This is a genomic window from Sphingopyxis sp. Soil_C_28 (assembly GCF_057657055.1).
In genome coordinates this window covers 1,302,190-1,324,285 of record NZ_JBDGJE010000001.1, presented here as the reverse complement: position 1 = coordinate 1,324,285, position 22,096 = coordinate 1,302,190, and the positions used below count along the sequence as shown (strand labels likewise).

Here is a 22,096-nt window from a genome sequence, read left to right as displayed (position 1 = left end):
GACCGTAATAATATGTCGCCGTGTTGAAATATAACTAGGCGCGATTCGCGCCTTCAAAGGGATGAAGAGATGACCGAAACGGATCGGCGCCCGGCGAGCAATCTGCCGCCGCTGTCGCTTCATATCCCCGAGCCGCGCTATCGCCCCGGCGATACGCCCGACTTCGGCGACATCGTGGTTCCCGCCGTCGACGCGACCCCGCGCCCGAGCGAGGCGACAAAGCCCGATGCGATGCGCGAGCTCTGCTATGGCCTTGTTCGCGTGCTCCATTTCGATGGACAGGCGAAGGGGCAGTGGGATCCGAAACTGACGCCCGAGCGGCTGCGCGTCATGCTGCGTTATATGATGCTGGTGCGGGCGTTCGATGATCGCATGTTCCGCGCGCAGCGGCAGGGCAAAACCAGCTTTTATATGAAGTGCACCGGCGAAGAGGCGACGTCGGTCGCCTCGACGATGGCGCTCGACCGCGGCGACATGTGCTTTCCGAGCTATCGCCAGCAGGGCATCCTGATCGCGCGCGACTATCCGCTGATCCAGATGATGAACCAGATCTACTCGAACCGCGGCGATCACCTGATGGGCCGCCAGCTGCCGATCATGTATTCTGCGCCCGAGCATGGCTTCTTCAGCGTGTCGGGTAACCTTGCCACGCAATATCCGCAGGCGGTGGGCTGGGCGATGGCCTCGGCGTCGAAGGGCGACAGCCGGATCGCGACCGTCTGGTGCGGTGAAGGCTCGTCGGCCGAGGGCGACTTCCACTCGGCGCTGACCTTCGCGACCGTTTACAACGCGCCGGTGATCTTTAACGTCGTGAACAACCAGTGGGCGATCTCCAGCTTCTCGGGCTTTGCCGGCGGTGAACGTACGACGTTTGCGGCGCGCGCGGTCGGTTATGGCATCGCCGGGCTGCGGATCGACGGCAACGACCCGCTCGCGGTTTACGCCGCGACGCAGTGGGCGGCGGACCGGGCGCGCACGAACAATGGCCCGACGCTGATCGAGCATTTCACCTATCGCAGCGAAGGGCATAGCACGTCGGACGATCCGACCGCCTATCGTCCCGCCGAAGAGCCGACGATCTGGCCGTTCGGCGACCCGATCGACCGCCTCCGCCAGCATCTCGAAGCGCTCGGCGAATGGGATGCCGACCGTCACGAGGCCCAGGCGAAGGAGCTCGACGATCTGGTCAAGACGACCCAGAAACAATCCGAAAAGCTAGGCATCCTCGGCCACGGCATGCATCAACCGTTCGAAACGATGTTCGACGATGTGTTCGAAGAGCTGCCCTGGCATCTGAAAGAACAATGCGCGCAGATGCTCGCCGAGCAAGAGGCCAAGTTCGGCCCCAATTGGAAGCCCGAATAATGAGCGCCGACACGCAAACCGCCACCAAGACGATGAACATGATCGAGGCGATCAACAGCGCGATGGACGTCATGCTCGAACGCGATTCGAACATGGTCGTGATGGGCGAAGATGTCGGCTTTTTCGGCGGGGTTTTCCGCGCGACGGCAGGCCTGCAGAAAAAGCATGGCAAGACGCGCGTGTTCGACACGCCGATCAACGAATGCGGCATCATCGGCGTTGCGGTCGGCATGGGCGCCTATGGCCTGCGCCCGGTCCCCGAAATCCAGTTCGCCGACTATATCTATCCCGGCCTTGACCAGCTCGTCAGCGAAGCGGCACGCCTTCGCTATCGTTCGGCGGGCGATTTCATCTGCCCGATGACGGTGCGCACCCCGTTCGGCGGCGGCATCTTTGGCGGCCAGACGCACAGCCAGTCGCCCGAAAGCATCATGACTCACATCTGCGGCGTCAAGACGGTGATCCCGTCGAATCCCTATGATGCCAAGGGCCTGCTGATCGCTGCGATCGAGGATAATGACCCCGTCGTCTTCCTCGAACCCAAGCGCATCTATAATGGCCCGTTCAGCGGTTATTACGACCGCCCGGTCGAACCGTGGTCAAAGCATGACGCGAGCGCGGTGCCCGAAGGCCATTACCGCATCGAACTCGGCAAGGCCGCGACGGTGCGTTCGGGCGAAGCGCTCACCATCCTCGCCTATGGCACGATGGTCCATGTCACCAAGACGATCGTCGAAGAAATGGGCATCGATGCCGAGATCATCGATCTTCGCACGCTGCTGCCGCTTGATATCGAGGCGATCGAGACGTCGGTAAAGAAAACCGGCCGCTGCCTGATCATCCACGAAGCGACGCGGACCTCGGGCTTCGGCGCCGAACTCGCGGCGCTGGTGCAGGAGCGCTGCTTCTATCATCTCGAGGCGCCGGTCGAGCGCGTGACCGGGTTCGACACGCCTTATCCGCATAGCCTCGAATGGGCCTATTTCCCCGGCCCGGTGCGCATCGCGACCGCGCTGACCAAGATTTTGAAGGACTGACGCCATGGCTCGTTATTCATTCCGCCTGCCCGACATCGGCGAAGGCATTGCCGAGGCCGAAATCGTCGCCTGGCACGTCAAGATCGGCGAGCGCGTCGAGGAAGACGCGCAGCTTGCCGACATGATGACCGACAAGGCGACCGTCGAAATGGAATCGCCCGTGTCGGGGATCGTCGTCGAACTGGCGGGCGAGGTCGGCGACCTGATCCCGATCGGATCGACGCTGGCGGTGATCGAGACCGACGAAGAGGGCACGGTCGACGCGCCGCCGGCCGATACGACCGCCGAGCAGGAAATTTTGGCGGAAACGCCGGGCGCCGAGGAAATCTCCGTCGCTGAGGTTGCGCCGCCCGCGCCCGTTGTGGCTCCCGCTCCCGCGCCGACACCAGCGCCGGCACCCCCGCCCGTCGCAGCGGCCGATCCTGGCCGTGCGGTCCTCGCATCGCCGGCCGTTCGTGCCCGCGCCAAGGATTTGGGTGTCGATCTGGGTCAGGTCCACGCCGAAGGCGACCGCATTCGCCACGCCGATCTCGACGCCTTCCTCCGCTACAGCAGCGGGCAGGGATATAGCGCGCCGGGGGCCTCGCGCGCTCGCGCCGACGAGCCGGTCAAGGTCATCGGCATGCGCCGCAAGATCGCCGAGAATATGGCGGCGTCGAAGCGCGCAATTCCGCACTTCACCTATGTCGAGGAAATGGACGTCACCGCGCTCGAAGAGATGCGCGCGGACCTCAATGCCAATCGCGGTGGACGGCCAAAGCTCACGATGCTGCCCTTCCTGATCGTTGCGATCTGCCGCACGATCCCGCAGTTTCCGATGATCAACGCCCGTTATGATGATGAGGGCGGTGTAGTGACGCGCTACGGCGCGGTGCACCTCGGCATGGCGACGCAGACTGACGCGGGGCTGATGGTCCCGGTCATCCGTGATGCGCAGGACAAGAATGTCTGGCAATTGGCGACCGAAATCACGCGCCTCGCCGAAGCCGCACGCACCGGCAAGGCGAAGGTCGAGGAACTGACCGGCGGCACACTTACTGTAACCTCGCTCGGCCCGCTGGGCGGGATCGCGACGACCCCGGTGATCAACCGTCCCGAGGTCGCGATCATCGGTCCGAACAAGATCGTCGAACGTCCGGTATTCGATGGTGACGAGATTCGCCGCGCGAAGCTGATGAACCTGTCGATCAGCTGCGACCACCGTGTCGTCGATGGCTGGGACGCGGCAAGCTATGTTCAGGCGTTGAAAAAGCTGGTCGAGACGCCGGTTCTGCTGTTCGCGGACTGAGTTCGAGACTGTAGCGGGAAGCAATCCGGGGCAGTGGACGCTCGCCCCGGATTGCTTCGCTACACGCGAGTGGACTAGAGTCCCAGCCCCGCGAAACTCGTCTGGTCGAATTTCAGTTTGAAAGTCACATAAGCCCCGGAGCGCGAGAAACGCGCATCTTCGAAATCGCGGTCGTGGAAGCCCGCGAAATTATAGCCGAAGGTGATGTTCGCGTTTGTCATCGGCGCAAGCGTGACCGTAGGGCCGCCAGCCCAGCTCACCGTATCGGCGTCGGTGCCGACCCGCACGGTACCCGATGCGCCGACGTCGACATGCTCGCCGAGGTTGAAACGGAAGTCGGCGCCGATCAGGTTCGACCAGCCCTTCACATCGTCCGCGCCGAAGCGATCGAAATTATAGCGCGTGCCCCAGAAGAAGCCGATTTCGGCGCGCTCGTACCAGCTGTCGCCGCTGCCGATCCCGCGGTCGCCGAGCGGGGTCCAGTTCACCGACAGGCTGTTGAGCAGGCGGCGGCTTGTCGCATCGCCGTCGATCGTCAGCGACGGGCCTCCGATCGGACCGGCTTCACCCGCGATCGCATCACGCACCTTGTCCGAACGGAATTCGCTCTTGTTGAGCCACGAAACCTGCGAATCAGCAGGGCGGTGGGCCCAGCTCATTTCGAACTGGATGACTTCGGTGGTCGGTGCGGTGCCGGCGCCGCTCGCCTTTGCGTAAGTGAAGAGCGCGCCCAGTGCGCGACCTTCGCCAAGCTGACGGAGACCGCCCAGCGTCAAGCCGTACCGATTGGCAATCTCGCCATCGCGATATTCGGCGCGGCCTGTCAGCGTCCAACGGTCGGCGCGATATGTGGCGCCGGTGCTGATAGCAAGGAAGTCTTCGGTCAGCGTGCCATTGCCGCCAAGGAAGCCGCCCGATGCGACGGGATGCTCGACGTTGAGCACATCGCCGGCGCGGACGCCGTCGATCGTACGATTGCCATCAACCGACACATCGATCGACCAGCGCTCGCCGATCTTCAGCGACTGCGACAGGCCATAGGCGGCAAAACTGCGCGGGCCATATTCGCCGATCTCCTGCTGGTTCGCAGTCGCGAGCAGCCGCGCGCCCGACCAGGGCGTCAGGTCGAAGCCCAACCGCACGGTGCGCGCCTTGATGCTGTCGCCGTCGGCGATTTCGTAGCTGCCGACGAGGTTGAGGTCGCGGTTGATGGCATAGCGCGCGCCGAGGCGGTGCCGTGTCGGGAAATCGATGCTGGCGTCCTTGCCGCCGAGCGCAAATTCGGTCTGCGCGTCGAGTTCGAGGCGTTTGCCCATCAGCCTTTGCGTAGCGCCGAGCTGGACGATGTTCGAGCGATTGCGGGTGCCATCGGACAAACGATCATCGGCATGCGTCAGCCCGGCGCGCGCAACGCTGGTGCCATTGTCATATTCGACAAGCGCGCGGGCGGCGCGGCGCCGGGCATTGGTGTCGAGATAATCTTCCTGCCACGCGCTGCCGGTGACTGACAGGCCGCGGCTGGCCTTTACCCGCGCGTCGAAGCCGAATTTGCGCGTACCATCCTCGCTGTTGTTAAGCTGGCCTGTGCCGAATCCCGCCTCGCGCTCGCGAACATAAGCAAGGAAGTCGGCGCTGCTGCTGTGATGTTCGGCTTCGATCAGCCATGCCTTGGCGGTGCCGCTGGCGGTCGTGCTGCCGTTGGTCGCCTTGGCATCGCTGACGGCGAGTTCGGCACGGACTTCGGTCTCGATGGTGGGGCGATAACGCGCGTCGATACCGCCAAGGTTGGTCTTGGCGTTGCCGTCTTCGTCGTGGATGAAGGTCGCGCCGACGCGCAATTTCTCGTCATTCGACTGATAGCTGACGCGCCCACCGGCGTTCAACACACGCTGGCCGATGCCGTCTACCTCATATTCGGCGACGATGAACTGCGGGTCAAGGTTCGACGAGCGGCTGAGCACCGGCTCGCGGAAACGGATCGTGCCCGACAGATAATCGATATCGTAATCGACATGGCGCGACAGGCTGACGCTGTCGACGATGCGCTCGCTGTGCAGCCGGTCGCGCGTCTCGATAACAATGCGTTCGCTGTTCGGCAAAATGTCCTTCGCGCCGAGCTGGTACGGACCCGTCAGGCCGTTGCCCTGGATCTCATCGCGGCGGAAACGATACGGCGTGTCGGCGACGAAAGCGGTCGCGGCAACATTGCGGCCGCGATACTCGGCCTTGCCGCCGTTAAGCGCGCGCTGGTAGCGGGCGAGTTCGGGTTCTGAAATCCCCGTCTCGATATCGCCGAACATCGCGTAGAATTGCGGGCGTTCGAGGCGCAGGTAGAGCTTGCGCACCGACGCGGCGTCATAGCGCGTCTCGTTGCGGTCGGCGTAGATCGTGTAATAGGCGCGCGGATCGATCACGCCGCCGAACCGGGTGTCATCCTTGTCCTTGTCACTGTCATACGCCAGCGTCATCAGCCATTTTCCGCGCACGCGGCCCTTCGCATAGAGCGCGAGGCGCGCGTCGGCGTTGAGATCGTCGAGAGTCTCGGCTGCTGGTTCCATCCGGTCGTCCAGCGTGTTGTAGCCGAGCGTCCCCGCTGCAAAGCCGACGACGGTCCAAGGGCGATTGCCCGGGTCGAGCCAGGTTTCGATCGTCTGCTTGCGCGTCACCTTGTCGTCGCGGAAGGTGAAATCCATCGCGAGCGTGCCGGACGCGGTCGTCGGTTCGAGTTCGATATAGGCGACACCATCGTCGCCATCGATCTTCCACACCGGCTGTGCGCGTTCGAGGCCCGCAAGCTGGCGCGCCTGCTGCGCATCGGCTTCGACCGCGGGATAATAAGGCGCGGGGACGCTGAAATCGCCCGTCAGGCCGGCGCGGATCGGTTTGCCGTCGCGGTCGGTCAGGCGCACCGCGATCACAGGGCGCGTCACGCCATCGGCAACCAGCACCGACTTTTCACGGATCAGCGAGGCGCGCATCGGGGTGATCGAATAATGGACATTGCGCTCGAGCGTTTCGATGAGATTACCGCTTGCATCTTTCACTTCGGCGATCAGTCGGTTTTCGCCTTCGCGGATTTCGAGCCCACGCCAAAGGCTGACCGCAACGCTGCCGTCGGCCGACTTGCTCACGCCTTCGAAGGTCAATGCATCGGCGGGTTTGCCGTTGACGCGGAGCGACACGGTCTGGCCCGGAGCATGCTTGAGCGCGGCGCGGATCGCCTTGGCGCGCGGGTTATGGTCGATGTCAGGGAAGAGCCAGTCGATTCCCGGTGCCTGGCCCGCGAGCCAGTCGCGACCTGAACCGGCGGCCTCGGGGTCGCTTAGAGTCTTGGGCGCTTCGACGGCCGTTTTGTTCGGCGCGGCACGCGGCGCGCTGGCGACCGCACGGAAGTCGGCGCGCTTCAAGGCGCCGCCGCGACCTTCGACGAAGCGCGAGATCGCGCTGCCGGCGCTCTGCGTTGATCGCGCGCAGTCGATCGCCTCGCGGTCGAGCGGGAGCGTCGACGGATCAATCTGCACGACATGCAGGCCGGGACGGACGCCCTCGAAATGATAGCGGCCGTCTTCGTCCGTAGCGGTATAGCTGCCATCCTGCAGCATCACGCGGACGCCCATGATCCCATTGGACTTGCTCGGATCGACGCTGCAACCGCCGTCGGTAATGCGGCCGATGATGGTCATGCGGTCGCCGAGCTGATCGCGTTTGATCGAAATCGTTGCTTCGGCGACGTTGCTGGTCGAACCGCGATTGTCGGTCGCGGTGGCGCGATTGAGCGCATTACCCGGCTGCGCCGATACGATAACTTCGGCCAGATAGGTGAGCAGCGCCGAACGCGATGCGGCGATGCCGGGCAGGGTGACCGCGAACTCGCGGCCATTGGCTTGGATCAAGGCATCGACGCGCACGCCGTCGACTCGCACCGTATCGGCGCGCAGTCGCATTCCGGCGGGCAGCATGTCGCGGATGGTCACCGCGCCGGTGTTGCGTCGCGTATCGCGGTTGGCGACTTCGATTCGATACTGGATCACGTCGCCGGGCACCGCGATCTGTGTCGAGGTGGTCTTGCGCAGGATTAACGGCAGGCCAGGCTGATCGACCGGAATGTCGACGCGCACCGGGGCCGGGCTGCTGAGTGTGAACGCATTGCCATAGCTCGCGCCGGTGATCTCGAACGGCTGCCCGTCGTCGGGGCGGCGGAGGCCAGCGAGCGCGACGGCGCTTGACGTCGAGGGTGCGGTGTAGGGCGCCGGCGGCGCGACAATCAGGCGATAGGTGCCGGGCGCGACGAACGGAAAGCGATAGTCGCCTGGAGGGAAATTATAGGTTGTCCCGCCCGAGTCGGTGACGGGCTGACCGGTGACAACGCTGGACGGATAGGCGGAGACGCCATCGTCGCCGAACACCTGCGCGGGCTGGCCCGTCGCGGCGTCGACGATCGTTACACGGCTACCGGCCACGGGCGCGCCGTCGCCGCTGTCAAATACAATGCCGAACGGGTCGACGAGGAAATTGATCGTCGCCAGCGCGACAAGGCTGGCGTTGGCCTGATCGGTGACACGGAGCGCGAGCGGCGCGCCCGGATTGACCGAGAGGCGGCAATCGCCTGCGACGACCGCGGGCGGGACGCCGATCGTGTTGATGATGCCGACGAATTCGCCGCTGTTGTTCGCGGTTTCGGTCAGAATGATCGCTTCGCGGTCGCCATTCTCCAGTTCGAGGACGACGGGCAGGGTGTCGCGCGCCTGCGGATCGGTGTTCGCCGATGCGAGCGTGACACCGACGACGAGAACTTCGCCGGCGCGGAAATTGTCGGTGCTTTGCAGCGAGGCCGGGGCGGTCGAGATGCCCTCATAAACGCCGCTCAAATCGATGGTGCTGGTCGCGCTGCGGGCCGCCGGGCGGATGCACTGCGTTGGGGCAAGTGGTACCGATTTGTTGCCGCTGCCATTGGTAAGGCGATAGGTCGTGATCGTCGGCCGCTCAGGCGGCCGCGCGGTCACGGTCACATCGACGCGGTTCGACAGCGCCTGACCGGGCTGCCCGTCATGCGTCCACTGCGCCGAAGCCGTGTTCGTGATCACCTGTGCTTGCGCCGTGGGTATCGCAGGCAGCAATGCTGCTGCGACCAGGGCGGTCACAAGGCCGGAAAATTTCGTGCGGAGTGCCATATCAGCCCCGAAAGGAGCAGCGGGAGACGGTTTTTGGGCCGCACCCGCTGCTCCATCGGTTACCCGATCAGTTGACGGTCGCGCGGAAGACGAGCGTGCTGGCGGTGCCCGCAGCGATCGAAGCGATCGTGCCCGACACGTTCGGCGCGGCATAGCTGCCACCGGCGGTGCCGTTGAAGTCGCACGTGCCGCTGGTAACCGTGCCGCCCAGCAGGATCGTGCCGGCGTTGAACGTTAGCTGCCCCGGAACCGGGTCATTGATCACGACCGAGGTCGCGGCCGCGCCGCCGGTGTTGGCCACCGCGATGCAATATTCGATCACGGCACCCGGAATCAGCTTCGGATTCGTCGTATTGTTGAACGGATCCGAAATGACACGGCTGGTCTTCGTGACGGCAAGGGTCGCGGTTTGCACCGTATAGTCGTCATTGTCGCTGTGCGATCCGTCGCGCGCGACGTCGCCTGCGACACCCGCGATATCGGCAAAGACAGTGTCCTTGCCCGCGGTGTTTGCGCCCGTGGTTTCGGTGATGACCGCACCCTGGGTACCGGCAAGCCCGCCTTCGCGCGCCGTGGCGCGCAGCGTCACGCCCGCGACGGCATTGTTGGCGAGCCCTGCGGGGATGTCGGCGACGACGAAGAGCCTGATCGCCGTATCGACGACGAGTTCGTCGACATAGGCGGTGATCAACGTATCGCCCGCATCCCAGCTACCGATCGTGCCCGTTGCCGTATTATCGCGGTAAATCCGGATATTGTTGGCATTGAACGTGTCGGTTCCGCCATGTGCGGCGGTACCGCCCGTGATCTGCGTTGCCACGAGCGCGAAGTCGAGCGTTTCGTTCGAGCTGTTGGTCAGCTGGAACGTCGTGACGGCGTTCGTCTGCCCCGGCACGACATTGGTCGTGACGGTGCCGACTTCTTCGACGAGCAGGTTGATCTTGCGGTCGACGGTGAAATTGTTCGACGCCGACTGCTGTCCCTGTGCGACGCCACCGACCTGATAGTCGACTGTGGCGGTGTTCGTAATCGTGGTGCCTGCGGTCGTGCCGGCGGCAGAAGCCGGCGTGGCGGCGACGCTCGAAAGCGCCGCCAGACCGATGACACCCATATAAGTCAGCTTGCTGGTCATAGCTGAGCTCCTGGACTTTATGTTGGTTGCCGTTTCCCCACCGCTGGCAACCGTTAAGCGGTTTTATTCATTCGCTATTTTACAACTCCCCGAAACATGAGCTTGCCCGTGCCACCGACCGGAATCGGCTTTTGGAAAGCCCAGCGAACGTGCGTGACGTCGGCTGGCTGCGCTGCACGGTGCGTGCCGCCGGTCATCGGAACCGAGAGGTCGGCAAGCAGTCCCCACTGCTTGCCGCCATCGACCGAAACCAAGGGGCGCGTGTCGCCGGCGTCCGCAAAACGAACCGCCGACGGCATCGGGTTGGTAATCACGAATTTGTCGGCGGGCTGCGCGCCGGCGTTGCGATAGTTGAGCACGAAAACGAGGCGGTCGCCGGGAACGACGACCTTTGGTTCTTCGAGCAAAATCCGCTGCTTGCCCTGAGCGTCGATCGACACGCGTTCGACGAACACATTGTTGTCGAGCGCGACCTGGTTCGCGGCGAAAGCCTGGCCCGGCATGAGGGCAGCAAGCAAAAGGAAAAGGGCCGTGCGCATACGGGGCTCCATCATCGAATCGTGGTGCGGAAGGTGACGGTGCGGGTCTGGCCGCCGGCGACGGTGCCAAGCGCGACGTTGACCCGCGTGCCGTTGTAATCGCCCGCGTCGGCGTCGGTCGCGTCGGACAGCGCGGTGCCGCCAAGTGTGATCGATCCGGGGACATAGTTGGTGTCCGCGGGAATGTTATCGGTGATTGCAAGGCCGGCGACCGAACCGCTGCCCGCAACGGTTGCGACGATCGTATAAGTGATCGTCGCGCCGGGGACGGGGTCTGCGGTGCCGAGCGAATTGGTGACGACTGCCGATTTGACGAGTGTCACCGTCGCGGCCGACACAATATAGGCACCCACATCCGTGCCATCGGCACCCGTAGAGCCAACAACGGCATCGCCGCCGCCTTCGCCCTGGCCTGCAAAGCTGGTGCCCGGTGCACCGATGCCCGTCTTCGCCGCCGCGACGAGGCTGACGATGCCGCGATTGCCGTCAACGACGGTGCCGGGCGTCGTCGCCAGGACGAAGACGGTGACGCTCTGGTCGGGATTGAGCGACGGATCGTTCGCGCCGGCCGTGTAGAGCGTGTCGGTGCTGGCGTCGAAAACGCCGTCGCCATTGTCGATATAGATTTGCGTAACGACGGGGTCGTAATTGTCGCCGCCTGCGTTTGCGATTGTGCTGAGCCCGAAGGCTTCGACGCCGTTGCCGTTGTTGGTAACCGAGAAGGTCAGCACCTGGCTGGTCGCGCCCGGCGTCGTCGGGACGTCGGCGGGATTGCTCGAATCGACCGTGACGTCGAGCAACTCGTCGACGAGCAGTTCTACGCGGTTCGAATCGATCGTCGTCGTACCGCCGCCGGTATCAAAGCTGGCGCTCGCGGTGTTGCTGATGGTCGAGCCGGCACGAGTGCCGGCGGCCTGAGCCTGAATTGGCAGCGCGAGCGCGGCCAGCAAGGCGAGAAGTGAACAAGAGGGTAGAAGCTGATGCTTCGCGCCCCCCACAGGCGCTTTCATCATCATTTTGACTCCGAACAGGTTGGTCCTTGGAGCCTTCAGTCGCCGATAAAGGGTAATTTCTGGTTAAAAAGCAGAGAGAAAGACAATTTTTGATCCACAAAGGGACAGAATGGGCGCTCCATTCGTCGCAAAACGGGGCGACTGGCGCCAAAAGATAAGCTCGCGTAAGAAGAGGCGGTTAACAAGGAGAGCAGGGGTGGCGGACGAAAGGGGCGGCAAGGATACGCGTTCGCCGCGTCCCAATCCGCTGCACCAGATCGAGGTTGATGATTTTCGCCGCGACCGGCTGCTTGCTGCGCTTGCGCTGATCTTCGGTGCGGCCTTCTGCCTCGGGTTGCCTTTCGCTTTACAGGCCGGGGCCGAGTTCTTCCTGCCGCTGACCGCCGCGATCGTCATCGCCATCGCGCTTGTCCCGCTGCTCGAATGGCTCGAGCGGCGCGGCATGCCCTCGGCACTCGCAGCCTTTCTCGCGCTCGCTACCTTTCTGGCGATCATCAACGCCGCGCTGGCGATCATCGTGGTGCCGGCGACGGGATGGTTCGCGCGGCTTCCCGATTCGATTCCGCGCATCCAGAGCAACCTGGCGCCGCTGATCGATTTTTATTCGACGCTGCAACGCTTTGTCGACCGCACATTGATGTCGGTGGCGAGCGGGACCGAAGCGACGGCGCAGGCGGTCGCGGCGACCGCGCCGACGTCGGTCGTCGATTATTTCATCACATCGGCGCCCGCGGCAGCGATCCAGCTCTTCTTTGCGGTGCTCGTGATCTTCTTCTTTCTCTCGGGCTGGACGCGGCTGCGCAAAGGCACGATCAGGCGGCGTGGCAGTTTCGATGGCGCGATGCAGACTGCGCGCGTGATCCAGAATGTCGTCGATGCGACGGCCGACTATCTGGCGACGATCACGATGATCAATGCGATTCTCGGCCTGACCGTCTCGCTCCTGCTCTGGGCGCTCGGGATGCCGTCGCCCTTCATGTGGGGCGGGATCGTCAGCATCTGCAATTTCGTGCCCTATCTGGGGCCGATCGTCGCGGCGGTCCTGCTCGGGCTTGGCGGGTTGATGACGTTCGATGCCGTCGGGCTCGCGCTGCTTCCTGCGCTGATCTTTATCGGCGTGCATCTGGTCGAGGCGAATCTGATCACCCCGCTGGTGCTCGGCAAGCGGCTGACGATCAATCCGCTGCTGATTCTTGTGTCGCTGAGCTTTTGGGGATGGGTATGGGGAACGCCGGGCGCGCTGCTGGCTGTACCGTTGCTGTTGATTTTGCAGACCGTGCTGGCGTCGACCGGAACGCCCGATCTGGCGGGTTTCCTGTTCGAGCATGGCACGCTGACAACCCCCGATGACGTGCGCGATCGATTAAATCGCACGCACGAGGAAAGCGACGGTTGACAGGCCGGAGCGCGCCGCATATTGGCGCTGCTCCCAAGCACACGCGGGTGTAGCTCAGTTGGTTAGAGTGCCGGCCTGTCACGCCGGAGGTCGCGGGTTCGAGCCCCGTCACTCGCGCCATTCCTTCCATTTTCGGACGGAATGGCCACCGCGTCTTGGGACCATTCCATCGCTGGAATATCGGAAAATGGCGCGGCGCTTCAGCCGCGCCATTTCCCCAACTCCATCCACCGCAGCAGCGGCTTCAGCGGCAGGATCCAGATGATCCCCGCGACAAGATAAAAAATCGCCTGCACCAGCACCGGCCAGGTTCCGACCCATGGCGAAACGCTGACGACGATCACTGTCCATACGGCAATCAGCGTCAGGATCAGGAACATGCCGGCAGGCTTGCGCCAGCTCGGCTGGGGATCGGCGGGGTTCTGGCTCACAAACGGTCTCCGCAAAGGATGAATTCTTGTTCGGTTAGTATCGCATCGAGCGCAATGTCGGTCGATTCGCGCGGCGTCGCGTCGATTTCCTGCACCGACCATCCGATTCCGATCCGCAAAGCATCGGGATACGCGGCGAAATAGCGGTCATAGTGGCCGCCGCCTTGCCCGATCCTGCCGCCTTGGCGATCAAAGCCGACGAGGGGGCAGAAGATGAGGTCGGGTGTGGCTGCTAGCGCGTCGTCGGCCGGCTGCTGTGTGCTCCACGGGCCTTTGACCAGCGGTTCGCCCGGTCGCCAGCGACGAAAGCTCATTTCGTCTATGCGGCCCGCATGATGGGGCAGAGCGAGCGCGCCCGCCTCGGCGAGGTTCGCGAACATCGGCATGATGTCGAGCTCGTCGCCCCACGCCGCATAGGCGCCGACGATGGCATGCTCGGCGAGCAGTTCGGAAAGCGGGGCGGGCAGAGCACGAAATGCGGCCAGTTGCGCCATACCGTCGAGATTCGCAGCGAAGTGCTTCCTTCGGAAGCGCAACTTTTCGCGCAATTTCTTTTTTTGCTGAACCAGATCGACGGACAAGTCGGTCATCGCCTCCTCTGGGTTTAGCGGATCGGTTGGCGGGACCGCCGAGGTCGTTTGCTGGAAAGTCCTCTGACGCCAGTAACGTCAGGTGGGAACCATATACGTCGGACCAGGGTCCGGGCAGGGACAGCTCCCTAGGATGATGTATCGCCTCAGGGATTTTCGCAAAAGCTCGTGCCGGGCAGTACCCGCCGCCCCCTATGTAGGGTGGCGGGCGTGTCGGCTCAAGGGCTTTACGCGAAAGCCGAACCCCCTTTACGGGAGTTGCTCAACTTTCGCCGCCAAGGCCTCGATGCGGTCCGCAATTTGCAGGAGGGCGCGGTTGTTCGACGGGCTTGCCGGGACCGAAGCCACCGGAGCATTTTGGCGTGCCGCCTCCAACTCCTTGAGCGCGGACTGCTCGCGGGAAACCGCCGCGCGCAGTTCGTCGCGCGCCGCAGCCTCGCGGCTTTCGGCGAGAGCCACAGCGGCACGGAGCGAATCGGACTGAGGCTCGGACTTTTCGATCTTGCCCTTCGCTTCCTGAGCATCGTCGGCAAGCATCAGTGCGGCAAACAGAAGCTGTCGTACCTCTGTTCCGCCCGGCATTTCGCGTGCCTTTTCATCGACGACGGCGGCAAGCTGAAGTAGCTGCGATTCCTGCCCGTCGGCGCAATGCAGGTCGTAGGGGCGCCCGGCGACCGTCAGTTTGACATCAGCCACGATTGGCCTCCGCGATCAGCAGGTCGAGTTCGCCAATCACGGCGGCGACTTCGGACTTCAGCGCCGACTGGTCGGCAGCCGGTGCTGCAACGGCCACGGCGGGGCGGTTAGCGCGGTCGGTCAGAGCCTTTTCGATGCGGCTCAATGCGCGTTCGATACGGCCGATGGCCAGGCTGGATTCGTCGAGATCGAGTTCCATGACGAAGGGTTAGCAGCGTGGGGGAGGGGGTGCAATTGTCCTCTCGGTCCAAAATGCGCCGATTTTCCGTTACGAGCGGTTGACTCCTGCCCCCACCACCGCAAAGGGCTGTGCGCATCCAGTCCGGACGCCCAGAGTCTTTTTGGGTCCGGCACCAGCTCAGCCATTTCCGGGGGACCAATGACACTGCCCGAACGCCAGCTCGCCAACGCCATCCGCGCGCTTGCGATGGACGCCGTACAGGCCGCAAACAGCGGCCATCCGGGAATGCCGATGGGCATGGCGGACGTCGCCACCGTCCTTTATTCGGATTATTTGAAATTCGACGCGACCGATCCGCACTGGCCCGACCGCGACCGATTCGTCCTGTCGGCAGGGCATGGCTCGATGCTTGCCTATGCGACGCTGCACCTCGCGGGTTACGCACGTCCGACGATCGACGACATCCGCAATTTCCGGCAGCTGCACAGCCCGTGCGCCGGCCATCCCGAGAATTTCGAACTCGCCGGCGTCGAAACGACGACCGGACCGCTGGGACAGGGCCTCGCGACCTCGGTCGGCATGGCAATCGCCGAGCGGCATTTGAATGCGCTCTATGGCGACGATCTCGTCGATCATCGCACCTGGGTGATCGCGGGCGACGGGTGCCTGATGGAAGGCATCAACCACGAAGCGATCGGTCTGGCGGGGCACCTTGGCCTCGGTCGCCTGACCGTCCTGTGGGACGACAACAAGATTACCATCGACGGATCGACCGACCTGTCGACCAGCGAAGACATTCCGGCGCGCTATTCCGCGACCGGCTGGCATGTCGAAAGCTGCGATGGGCATGATCCTGCCGATATTCGCCGCGCGATCGACGCCGCGCTTGCCGATCCGCGCCCGTCGCTGATCGCGTGCCGGACGATCATCGGCTTTGGTGCGCCAAACAAGCAGGGCACCTCGGCGACGCACGGCGCGCCGCTTGGTGCAGACGAGATTGCCGCCGCGCGCAAGGAACTCGGTTGGACCGCCGAACCGTTCGTCATTCCCGCCGATATCGCTTCGGCATGGGCGGCGTTCGGCGAGAGGGGCACGACACTTCATGCCGAATGGAATGATCGCCTCGCAAGCAACCAGAACAAAAAGGAATTTGAGAATCGTCTGAGCGGCAAGATCGTTCCGGGCGACGCCTTTAAAGCCTATCTCGACGGGCTGGTCGCCGAACCGCCGAAGGTCGCGACGCGAAAGGCGTCGGAGAACACGCTGGGCGCGTTGACCGCCGATATCGCGGCGCTTGTCGGCGGCAGCGCCGATCTGACCGGTTCAAACAACACCAAAACTTCGTCGACCAAGCCACTGACAAAGAATGACTATTCGGGCCGTTATCTCTATTATGGTATTCGCGAATTTGGCATGGCCGCCGCGATGAACGGCATGGCGCTGCATGGCGGCGTCGTGCCTTACGGCGGCACTTTTCTGGTTTTCGCCGATTATTGCCGCGCCGCGATCCGCCTGTCGGCGCTCCAGCAGCAGCGCGTCGTGTATGTGATGACGCACGACAGCATCGGGCTCGGCGAAGATGGCCCCACCCACCAGCCGATCGAGCATCTCCAGTCGCTTCGCGCGATGCCGAACCTGCTCGTGTTACGTCCCGCCGACGCGGTGGAAACCGCCGAATGCTGGGCGCTCGCGCTGGCGCAGGAAAGCCGGCCATCGCTGCTCGCGCTAACGCGTCAGAACCTTCCGCCGCAGCGTCATGACGTCACCGAAAATCTTTGCCTGAAAGGCGGTTACCGCCTTCGCACGGCTTCGACGGCACGCAAGGTCGTCCTTGTTGCGACGGGGTCCGAAGTGTCGCTCGCGATCGAAGTGGCCGACAAGCTTGAAGCCGCCGGTCACGGCGCCGACGTCGTTTCGATGGTCTCGACCGAACTCTTCGACGAGCAGAGCGCAGCATATCAAGCCGATATCCTGCCCGACGATGCGCTTCTCGTCTCGATCGAGGCGGGCACGACCTTCGGCTGGGAACGCTACACCGGCCGTCACGGGCTGCGCTTCGGCATCGACAGCTTCGGCGCTTCGGCACCGATCGAAGACCTATTCAAGCATTTCGGCCTTACCGCCGACGCTATCACCCCCCAGATCCTGGATCGGCTCGGCGCTTAACGACCAAGCCTCCACACGCAGAAAGGATTTTTTCGACATGGCAGTGAAGGTTGCAATCAACGGTTTCGGACGCATCGGCCGCAACGTGGCGCGCGCGATTCTGGAGCGTACCGACCATGATCTCGAACTGGTGTCGATCAACGACCTTGGCGATGCCAAGGCAAATGCCCGTCTGCTCCGCCATGACTCGGTGCACGGTGCCTTCAACGGTACCGTCGAAGTCGACGGCAACGACCTGATTATCAACGGCAAGCGCATCCAGGTGACCGCCGAGCGCGACCCCGCCGCTCTGCCGCATGCCGCGAACGGCATCGACATCGTGATGGAATGCACCGGCTTTTTCACCAACAAGGCCGGCGGCCAGAAGCATCTCGATGCCGGCGCCAAGCGCGTATTGATCTCGGCCCCCGCCAAGGAAGTCGACCTGACCGTCGTCTATGGCGTCAACGACGACAAGATCACGGCTGACAACCTGATCATCTCGAACGCGTCGTGCACCACCAACTGCCTCGCACCCTTTGCCAAGGTGCTGCATGAAGCGATCGGTATCGAGCGCGGCCTGATGACCACGATCCATGCCTATACCAACGACCAGAAGATTCTCGACCAGATCCATGACGATCCGCGCCGTGCCCGCGCCGCCGCGATGTCGATGATCCCGACCTCAACGGGTGCAGCGGCTGCGGTCGGCCTGGTCCTGCCCGAACTCAAGGGCAAGCTTGACGGGTCGTCGATCCGCGTTCCGACCCCGAATGTGTCGGTGGTGGACCTGACCTTCACGCCGCTCCGCGAAACCACCAAGGAAGAAGTCAACGCGCTGCTCAAGGCGGCCGCCGAGGGCCCGCTGAAGGGCGTGCTCGGCTATACCGACGAGCCGCTGGTTTCGATCGACTTCAACCATAATGCGGCCAGCTCGACCATTGACAGCCTCGAAACCTCTGTGATCGACGGCAAGCTGGTGCGCGTGCTCAGCTGGTACGACAATGAATGGGGCTTCTCGAACCGCATGATCGATACCGCGGGCGTGATCGCCAAGTTCCTCTGATTTAAAGGCAACGTCGATGACCGCTTTCAAAACCCTCGACGATATCGGTGACGTCACCGGCAAGCGCGTGCTCGTGCGTGTCGACCTGAACGTCCCGATGATCGAAGGCGCGGTCAGCGACGTGACCCGGATCCAGGCGGCGATGCCGACGATCCGCGAATTGTCGGACAAGGGCGCCATCGTCCTGCTTCTTGCGCATTTCGGGCGCCCGAAGGGGGCGAAGAACCCGACCCAGTCGCTCAGCCTCGTGATGGGCGGCCTGGAAGATGTGCTCGGCCATTCGGTGATGTTCATCCCCGAAGCGGTGGGCGAGGGCGCCAAGGCGGGCATCGCGGTGCTCGCCGCCGGCGACGTTGCGGTGATGGAAAACACGCGCTTCAATCCCGGCGAGGAAACAAACGATCCGGTCTTTGCCGACGCGCTGGCGGAAATCGGCGACCTTTACGTCAACGACGCCTTTTCGGCGGCGCACCGCGCGCATGGCTCGACCGAGGGTATTGCTCGCCGGTTGCCATCCTATGCCGGCCGCGCGATGGAAGCCGAACTCAAGGCGCTCGACGCCGCGCTGGGCAATCCGGCGCATCCGGTGGCGGCCGTCGTCGGCGGCGCCAAGGTGTCGAGCAAGATCGACGTGCTGCGCCATCTGGTGAGCAAGGTCGACCATCTGATCATCGGCGGCGGCATGGCGAACACCTTTCTCGCCGCGCGCGGGGTCGATGTCGGCAAGTCGCTCTGCGAGCATGACCTGGTCGATACCGCCAATGCGATTTTCGAAGCGGCCGACGCCGCGGGCTGCACGATCCACCTGCCGTACGACGTCGTGGTAGCAAAGCAGTTCGCGCCGAACCCGCCGACGCGCACCGTCAACGTGCATGAAGTCGCGGCCGACGAGATGATCCTCGATGTCGGCCCCGCCGCGGTCGAAGCCTTGGCGGACGTTCTCAAAAACTGCCGGACACTCGTATGGAACGGCCCGCTCGGGGCGTTCGAGACGCCGCCGTTCGACACCGCGACCGTCGCGCTGGCGAAGACCGCCGCGGCGCTGACCCGCGAAGGCTCGCTGATCTCGGTCGCGGGCGGCGGCGATACGGTCGCCGCGCTCAACCATGCCGGCGTCGCGGCCGACTTCACCTTCGTATCGACCGCAGGCGGCGCTTTCCTCGAATGGATGGAAGGCAAAGTGCTGCCGGGCGTGGACGCGCTCAAAGCCTAGTTTTCCTGGCCGCATTGCATCCCGTGCGCGGGGTAGCTATGCGCGCCGCCACATACGTATGCAACCATCGGAGACGTTATGACGACCGCCAATGCCGCAATGCTCGAACAGATCAAGTCGGGACAGGGCTTTATCGCTGCGCTCGACCAGAGCGGCGGTTCGACGCCCAAGGCATTGAAGGGCTATGGTATCGAAGCAGACGCTTTCTCTAACGACGAGGAAATGTTCGGCCTGATTCACGCGATGCGCAGCCGCATCGTCACTGCGCCCTGCTTCAATGGCGAGAAAGTGATCGGCGCGATCCTGTTCGAGCGCACGATGGACGGCGAGGCCGACGGCAAGCCGGTCCCCACGCTGTTGTGGGAACGCGGTGTTGTCCCGTTCCTGAAGGTCGACAAGGGTCTCGAAGATGAAGCCGAGGGCGTCCAGCTGATGAAGCCTAACCCGGGCCTCGACGATCTCTGCGCGCGCGCGGTGGCGAAGGGCGTGTTCGGCACGAAGATGCGCAGTGTCGTCAACCTTGCCAATCCGGCGGGTGTGAAGACGATCGTCGAGCAGCAGTTCGCCGAGGCGAAGCGCATCGCGGCGCACGGATTGGTGCCGATTATTGAGCCCGAAGTGAATATCAAGAGCACCGAGCGCGACGGCGCCGACCGGCTGCTGCTTCGGGAAATCACGGTGGCGCTCGATAGCTGGGACGGTGCCCCGGTGATGCTCAAGCTGTCATTGCCAGCCGAAGCCGGCCTGTTCCAGTCGCTGGTCGATCATCCCAAGGTTTTGCGCGTCGTTGCGCTGTCGGGCGGCTTTGCGCGTCCCGAAGCCTGCGTCGAGCTGGCGAAGAACCCGGGCATCATCGCGAGCTTCAGCCGCGCTTTGCTCGAAGATCTGCGCCACCAGATGAGCGACGACGAGTTCAACGCCTCGCTGGGCGGTGCGATCAAGGAAATTCACGCGGCCTCCGTGGCCTAGGTGATGGGAGAGCGGTGGCAAGCCGTTGACGATTATATCGCCGCCAAATTGCTTGGCGACGATGGCGCGCTTGCCACCACCCTCGCGAACAATGCCGACCAGGGCCTGCCGCCGATCGACGTATCTGCGGCGCAGGGGAAGATGCTGTTCCTGCTCGCGCAGATGGCGGGGGCGAAGCGCATTCTCGAGGTCGGAACGCTCGGCGGATATTCGACGATCTGGCTTGCGCGCGCGCTGCCCGAGGGCGGGACGCTGGTGACGCTGGAACTCGAAGCGCATCATGCGCGCGTTGCGCGAGAGAATCTGAAAACGGCTGAATTGGCTGACGTTGTCGACATTCGTGTCGGCCCGGCGGCCGAAAGCCTGGAGGCGATGACCGACGAAGCGCCGTTCGACCTTGTCTTCATCGACGCCGACAAGCAGGACAATGTCCGTTACGTCGAAGAGGCGATCCGGCTCGGCCATCCCGGAACCACGATCATCGTCGACAATGTCGTGCGCGAAGGCGGCGTGCTGGATGCAAACAGCAACGACGAGCGCATCATCGGCACGCGTGCGCTTTTCGACATGCTGAACGCGCATCCTCGCCTCGACGCGACCGCCATCCAGACGGTCGGCGCCAAGGGTTGGGATGGTTTTGTGTTGGCGCGGGTGCTTTAGAGTCCGCCCGCGAATCGGAACGAGAAGCGATAGTCCGACGGCTTGATCTTCACATTGGTCATCTTTTCGGGGCGGACCGATTCGAGCGTGAACTGGCCGTCGGCAAGCTGGACCGGTTCGCCCAGCGTCGCTTCGAACGGCTGCTTTTCGCCATTGCCGCGAATCCACAGCATTTTCACGCGGACGCGGCCCGCCCAAACGCAACGGGCATTCATCGGGCAGCGGCTATCCTCGACCACCTCGACGGGCTGGACGAGCGGGCCATCGACATAGGCTTTCTGACCGAGCGCGACGTCGCTGCCGCCCTGCAGCGGCGCGCCGCGCGTCGTGGCGCAGGCGGAAAGGGCCAGTGCAGCGGGGAGAGCGAGTGCCGCGAGGCGATAGATGTTCTGCATTTGCCCGTCTGTGACCGCGCCGCTATGAACGCGCCATGAAAACACCGACCTGCCAACTTTACCTGATCTCGCCGCTCGATGTCGGCGGCGATTTTCCGGACCGTCTGACCGAAGCGTTCGACGCCGGCCCGGTCGCGGCCTTCCAGTTTCGCGTCAAGGACCTCGAACAGCATGAAGCGGCGCGGCTCGCCGAACCGCTGCAAGCAATCTGCGCTGCGCGTGACGTGGCGTTCATCGTCAATGACGACATCGCCCTCGCGAAACGGCTGGGCGCGGATGGCGTGCATCTGGGGCAGGACGATGGCGATCCGCGCGAGGCGCGCCGTGAGCTCGGGCCGCAAGCGCAGATCGGTGTCACCTGTCACGCCAGCCGCCATATGGCGATGGAAGCGGGCGAAGCGGGGGCGGATTATGTGGCCTTTGGCGCCTTCTTCCCTACGACCACCAAGACCGTCGAGCACCATGCCGAACCGGAAATACTGGAATGGTGGCAGGGAATGTTCGAGCTGCCTTGCGTCGCGATCGGCGGGATCACCGTCGACAATGCGCGGACGTTGGTCGAGGCGGGGGCGGATTTTCTTGCGGTGTCGAGCGGTGTTTGGTCCCATCCCGAGGGTCCGGGAGCCGCAGTGCGCGCGTTCAGCGCGCTCCTGAACGATCAGCCAGCGGGGTAGTCGCGCCCCGGCATTTTCGGACCATCTTTGAGCGCGCGCGGCGCCGCCGCATCCTTGCGCCAGCCAAACAGGCCGGCGCAAGGAGCCCCGCGCGACGAAGTTGCTGCGTTGCCGCGAGGGGGCGGCGGGGTAAGG

19 protein-coding genes and 1 tRNA gene are annotated in these 22,096 nt (G+C 63.8%); 11 read left to right on the top strand and 9 right to left on the bottom strand.

What is annotated here, in order from left to right; genetic code table 11:
* Positions 1–69: 69 nt before the first annotated feature.
* The 3 genes from AC3A43_RS06185 to AC3A43_RS06175 are packed head-to-tail and all read left to right on the top strand — an operon-like array spanning position 70 to position 3,690.
* On the top strand, positions 70–1,365 hold the full coding sequence (locus tag AC3A43_RS06185) for a thiamine pyrophosphate-dependent enzyme (protein ID WP_487791643.1): 1,296 nt from the start codon (positions 70–72) through the stop codon (positions 1,363–1,365).
* A gap of 32 nt (positions 1,366–1,397) precedes the next feature.
* The gene (locus tag AC3A43_RS06180; protein ID WP_487792031.1) at positions 1,398–2,402 is read left to right on the top strand and encodes an alpha-ketoacid dehydrogenase subunit beta; all 1,005 of its coding nucleotides are present in this window, start codon (positions 1,398–1,400) and stop codon (positions 2,400–2,402) included.
* A gap of 4 nt (positions 2,403–2,406) precedes the next feature.
* On the top strand, positions 2,407–3,690 hold the full coding sequence (locus AC3A43_RS06175; RefSeq protein WP_487791642.1) for a dihydrolipoamide acetyltransferase family protein: 1,284 nt from the start codon (positions 2,407–2,409) through the stop codon (positions 3,688–3,690).
* Between the two features lie 74 nt (positions 3,691–3,764).
* Here the strand turns inward: AC3A43_RS06175 and AC3A43_RS06170 are convergent, their stop codons facing one another.
* The 4 genes from AC3A43_RS06170 to AC3A43_RS06155 form a co-directional block, all read right to left on the bottom strand.
* Positions 3,765–8,861: a hypothetical protein gene (locus AC3A43_RS06170; protein WP_487791641.1), complete on the bottom strand. Its 5,097-nt coding sequence runs from the start codon at positions 8,859–8,861 to the stop codon at positions 3,765–3,767.
* Between the two features lie 67 nt (positions 8,862–8,928).
* Positions 8,929–9,993 (bottom strand): hypothetical protein, encoded by a 1,065-nt coding sequence (locus AC3A43_RS06165; RefSeq protein ID WP_487791640.1) that lies wholly within the window; start codon positions 9,991–9,993, stop codon positions 8,929–8,931.
* 74 nt (positions 9,994–10,067) lie between these two features.
* A complete protein-coding gene (locus tag AC3A43_RS06160; protein ID WP_487791639.1) occupies positions 10,068–10,532 on the bottom strand; it encodes a hypothetical protein in 465 nt (154 codons plus the stop codon).
* 11 nt (positions 10,533–10,543) lie between these two features.
* The gene (locus AC3A43_RS06155; RefSeq protein WP_487791638.1) at positions 10,544–11,548 is read right to left on the bottom strand and encodes a hypothetical protein; all 1,005 of its coding nucleotides are present in this window, start codon (positions 11,546–11,548) and stop codon (positions 10,544–10,546) included.
* A 193-nt stretch (positions 11,549–11,741) separates the two neighbouring features.
* On the opposite strand from AC3A43_RS06155, the gene AC3A43_RS06150 reads away from it, so the two are divergent.
* Both AC3A43_RS06150 and AC3A43_RS06145 read left to right on the top strand, forming a co-directional pair.
* Positions 11,742–12,941: an AI-2E family transporter gene (locus tag AC3A43_RS06150; RefSeq protein ID WP_487791637.1), complete on the top strand. Its 1,200-nt coding sequence runs from the start codon at positions 11,742–11,744 to the stop codon at positions 12,939–12,941.
* A 43-nt stretch (positions 12,942–12,984) separates the two neighbouring features.
* Positions 12,985–13,061 (top strand) — tRNA-Asp (locus AC3A43_RS06145).
* An 80-nt stretch (positions 13,062–13,141) separates the two neighbouring features.
* On the opposite strand, the gene AC3A43_RS06140 is transcribed toward AC3A43_RS06145, so the two are convergent.
* The 4 genes from AC3A43_RS06140 to AC3A43_RS06125 form a co-directional block, all read right to left on the bottom strand.
* Positions 13,142–13,372, bottom strand: coding sequence for a DUF2842 domain-containing protein (locus AC3A43_RS06140; RefSeq protein ID WP_487791636.1), 231 nt, complete (start codon positions 13,370–13,372; stop codon positions 13,142–13,144).
* Complete coding sequence (locus tag AC3A43_RS06135; RefSeq protein ID WP_487791635.1) at positions 13,369–13,962, bottom strand: 5-formyltetrahydrofolate cyclo-ligase; 594 nt, start codon at positions 13,960–13,962, stop codon at positions 13,369–13,371. Before AC3A43_RS06135 ends, AC3A43_RS06140 begins: the two co-directional genes overlap by 4 nt.
* A gap of 249 nt (positions 13,963–14,211) precedes the next feature.
* Entirely contained in the window at positions 14,212–14,658 is a 447-nt protein-coding gene (locus AC3A43_RS06130) for a cell division protein ZapA (RefSeq protein ID WP_487791634.1), read from the bottom strand.
* Positions 14,651–14,857, bottom strand: a complete 207-nt coding sequence (locus AC3A43_RS06125) for a hypothetical protein (RefSeq protein WP_487791633.1) — start codon at positions 14,855–14,857, stop codon at positions 14,651–14,653. The genes AC3A43_RS06130 and AC3A43_RS06125 overlap by 8 nt, the downstream gene beginning before the upstream one ends.
* Before the next feature lie 180 nt (positions 14,858–15,037).
* On the opposite strand from AC3A43_RS06125, the gene tkt reads away from it, so the two are divergent.
* The 5 genes from tkt to AC3A43_RS06100 all read left to right on the top strand — a co-directional run bounded on the left by tkt (position 15,038) and on the right by AC3A43_RS06100 (position 20,892).
* On the top strand, positions 15,038–17,005 hold the full coding sequence (gene tkt, locus AC3A43_RS06120; protein WP_487791632.1) for a transketolase: 1,968 nt from the start codon (positions 15,038–15,040) through the stop codon (positions 17,003–17,005).
* A gap of 37 nt (positions 17,006–17,042) precedes the next feature.
* Positions 17,043–18,050 carry a type I glyceraldehyde-3-phosphate dehydrogenase gene (gene gap, locus AC3A43_RS06115; RefSeq protein ID WP_487791631.1) on the top strand — a complete coding sequence of 336 codons (1,008 nt, stop codon included), beginning with the start codon at positions 17,043–17,045 and terminating at the stop codon, positions 18,048–18,050.
* A 16-nt stretch (positions 18,051–18,066) separates the two neighbouring features.
* On the top strand, positions 18,067–19,263 hold the full coding sequence (locus tag AC3A43_RS06110) for a phosphoglycerate kinase (RefSeq protein ID WP_487791630.1): 1,197 nt from the start codon (positions 18,067–18,069) through the stop codon (positions 19,261–19,263).
* Between the two features lie 78 nt (positions 19,264–19,341).
* Positions 19,342–20,232, top strand: coding sequence for a fructose bisphosphate aldolase (locus AC3A43_RS06105; RefSeq protein WP_487791629.1), 891 nt, complete (start codon positions 19,342–19,344; stop codon positions 20,230–20,232).
* A gap of 3 nt (positions 20,233–20,235) precedes the next feature.
* Positions 20,236–20,892: an O-methyltransferase gene (locus tag AC3A43_RS06100; protein ID WP_487791628.1), complete on the top strand. Its 657-nt coding sequence runs from the start codon at positions 20,236–20,238 to the stop codon at positions 20,890–20,892.
* On the opposite strand, the gene AC3A43_RS06095 is transcribed toward AC3A43_RS06100, so the two are convergent.
* The gene (locus AC3A43_RS06095) at positions 20,889–21,287 is read right to left on the bottom strand and encodes a hypothetical protein (RefSeq protein WP_487791627.1); all 399 of its coding nucleotides are present in this window, start codon (positions 21,285–21,287) and stop codon (positions 20,889–20,891) included. The two genes, AC3A43_RS06100 and AC3A43_RS06095, sit on opposite strands and share 4 nt — an antisense overlap.
* A 35-nt stretch (positions 21,288–21,322) precedes the next feature.
* Between AC3A43_RS06095 and thiE the strand changes: the two genes are divergently transcribed.
* On the top strand, positions 21,323–21,961 hold the full coding sequence (thiE, locus tag AC3A43_RS06090) for a thiamine phosphate synthase (RefSeq protein WP_487791626.1): 639 nt from the start codon (positions 21,323–21,325) through the stop codon (positions 21,959–21,961).
* Positions 21,962–22,096 lie beyond the last annotated feature (135 nt).